Source organism: Clostridium sp. CAG:43 (genome assembly GCF_000434655.1).
Classification (GTDB): domain Bacteria; phylum Bacillota; class Clostridia; order Lachnospirales; family Lachnospiraceae; genus Otoolea; species Otoolea fessa.
Genome location: NZ_FR895084.1, coordinates 7,587 through 10,194 on the forward strand (window position 1 = coordinate 7,587; position 2,608 = coordinate 10,194).

Below are 2,608 nucleotides of genomic sequence, written 5' to 3' on the forward strand. Positions count from 1 at the left end.
CCTGGTTTTCATATGAACCAGGACTTTTTTGTGCAATAGGAGAAAGAGAAGAAATGCGATGTGGCGAATGATGGAGTGAGGGGCATGAGAGAGAAGCAGGAAAATGAGAGACGGGGAAAGGGATTGAAACAATATATTGCGGATCGGCGCCTGGCAGCAGTCAGCCTTGTGCTGGGTGTTTTGATGGGGCTGATGATTCTTCTGGGAATCCGTTACAGCCGCAATGAGCTGATTTACCGGACGGCGGGTCAGTTTTTGGGACAGTTGGCGGGCTGGGTGGTGTGTATGGCGGTGATGGTCTGGGCGATTTGTGTGGGACTGGATGCTTTGGGGCGTGGCTGGCCTGAGATACGGGATTTTCAGTTCAGAGAATTCCTGCCTGTGAACAGTTACCAGAAATGGACGCAAGCACGGAGGGAGAAAGACTGCGAAGACCAGGGAAGCAGCCGCGATGTGGAAAGCCAGGGACGGGAATCGAAACAGCGCGCAGCGAAAAATTTGGATTTGGGGACATGGCTGAAATGGATGTTTCTCTCCTGGTGCGTCTATCTTCCGGTTTTTCTGGCGGTTTATCCGGGCATTTATTCTTACGATGCGTCCGCGCAGCTCCTTCAGTTTTATGGAAAACTGCCGCTGACAACTCACCATCCATTAATTCACACGCTATATCTGGGACTATGCATGAAGATTGCGGGGCGTCTGTTCCATACCTATCAGGCAGGGATGGCGCTGTATGCGCTGTCGCAGTCGTTTTTTATGAGTGCGGTATTTTCCCTGTGTCTGTGCCGGATGAAAGCGCGGCGGGCACCGCGATGGCTCTGCGTTGCTTCGTGGGCGTTCTGGATCCTGAATCCGTATCTGACGGTCTTTTCCTTTGTCACGACGAAGGATGTGCTCTTTGGTGCATTTTTCCTGCTGGCATTTGATACGGCATGTTGTCTGGCGGAGGATCCGGAGCATTTTTGGCGGGGGATGTGCCAGAAGAAAGAGGATCTGGATAAAGAAAGAGAGCTGGATAAAGAGAAAAATCCGAACGGAACAGGTTCTCGGAAAGAAGTGGGAAAGACCGGTGATTGGCTGCTCTTTTTTGTGAGTGTGTTTTTCATGTGCCTGTTCCGGAATCAGGGAATCTATGTGTTCCTGTTTTTTGTTTTGGCAGTCTGCCTGTTTTTACGAAAAAAAGTGTATCGCAGAAACTGGTTTATCGGGGCATCTCTGCTGGTGGCAGCCTTATGGTATGTTTTATCCGGTCCGATTCCAACGGCGTTCGGCGTGGGAAAGGGCGATGCGAGGGAGATGCTGTGCGTGCCAATGCAGCAGCTGGCGCGCATATATCATGAAGTCCCGGAGAAATTGGCACCGGAGGAAAAGAAATATATCGAGACGCTGATTGATCCGCAGGCGCTCAGTGAGTATGTTCGTGTCAATGCGGATCCGGTGAAAAGTGGGTTCCATACGGAAGTGATGCAGGCAGATATGGGACGTTTCGTGCGGACCTGGGCGGAAATCGGGAAGCGCCATCCGGATATCTATCTGGATTCATTTCTGATGGGAAACTGGGGGTACTGGTATATAGGAGACAATCAGTACTGGATCAGCTATATTTTATACGACGGGGCGTACCTGGAAGATGATTTAAATATCCTGCATATCACGCGGAACAGCCATTTTCAGGCGCTTTCGGACTGGCTGAGGGAGGCAACGCTGACACCGGCATTCCAGTCGGTTCCGATGCTGTCGGTGCTTCTAAACCAGGCATTTCCGTTCTGGCTGATGCTGTTTGCGGCAGGATTTGCAGTCTGGAAGCGCCGGGCGTATGAGATCCTTCCGATGATGCTTCTGCTCGGCTGCTGGGGAACGCTTCTGCTGGGACCGGTGGTTTCCCTGCGGTATGCATTGCCGTTGATTTACTGTGTGCCGCGGCTGCTGGAAATGATAGTGGGTTTGACAGGAAAACGGTAAACGGCATAGTTTCTGCTTTCCTACATATATTAGATAATAACAATGAAATAGGCGGTAGGCGCTTGTTTGGCAGACAGAAAAAAGCGATCGTTTCGACGCTCCATCTGCCGGAGGACGTCGTTCTCGGAGAGATGCTTCTGTATTTTACCGGCAGTCGGGCGGCTGTGGTGGAAAATTACAGGAGCATTCTCTTTTTTTCCGACGAAATGCTGCGGCTGACGGGAAAGAACACCCGGCTTACTATCAAGGGGAAGGGGCTTTCGATTGAGTATTATGACCGCGATAATCTGCGGGTCACAGGGCAGATTGTGTCTGTCGAATTTGGGGTGCTGTGAGGAATGAGTATGGCGAAGGTAAGACACCTTCTACATGGGATAGTGCGGCTTAACATGCGCGGCACCTCCCCGGAGAGATTCCTGAATCTCTGTACACTGGCAGGTTTAAATGTCTGGCAGGTAAAAAAAGAGCAGGAAAACCTGCTGTTTTATATGGAAATCCGCGATTTTAAGCGGTGTGCGCCACTGGCAAGAAAAGCGGGAGTCCGTCTGCATATCGTTGAAAAGCGTGGGCTGCCGGTGTTTCTCTGGCGGAACCGGAAACGGAAAGGGTGGGCGGTCAGCTTCGTCCTTTTTTTTCTGTTATTATT

Annotated in this window: 3 protein-coding genes; all 3 read left to right on the forward strand. The window is 51.1% G+C overall.

Going from position 1 to position 2,608, the window contains the following annotated elements:
* Positions 1-84: 84 nt before the first annotated feature.
* On the forward strand, positions 85-1,962 hold the full coding sequence (locus QVO97_RS06835) for a DUF6020 family protein (protein ID WP_022359621.1): 1,878 nt from the start codon (positions 85-87) through the stop codon (positions 1,960-1,962).
* Positions 1,963-2,024: 62 nt separating this feature from the next.
* Positions 2,025-2,297: a YabP/YqfC family sporulation protein gene (locus QVO97_RS06840; RefSeq protein WP_022359622.1), complete on the forward strand. Its 273-nt coding sequence runs from the start codon at positions 2,025-2,027 to the stop codon at positions 2,295-2,297.
* Positions 2,298-2,306: 9 nt separating this feature from the next.
* The coding region (locus QVO97_RS06845; protein WP_288189234.1) for a sporulation protein YqfD at positions 2,307-2,608 on the forward strand (302 nt) is incomplete at its 3' end.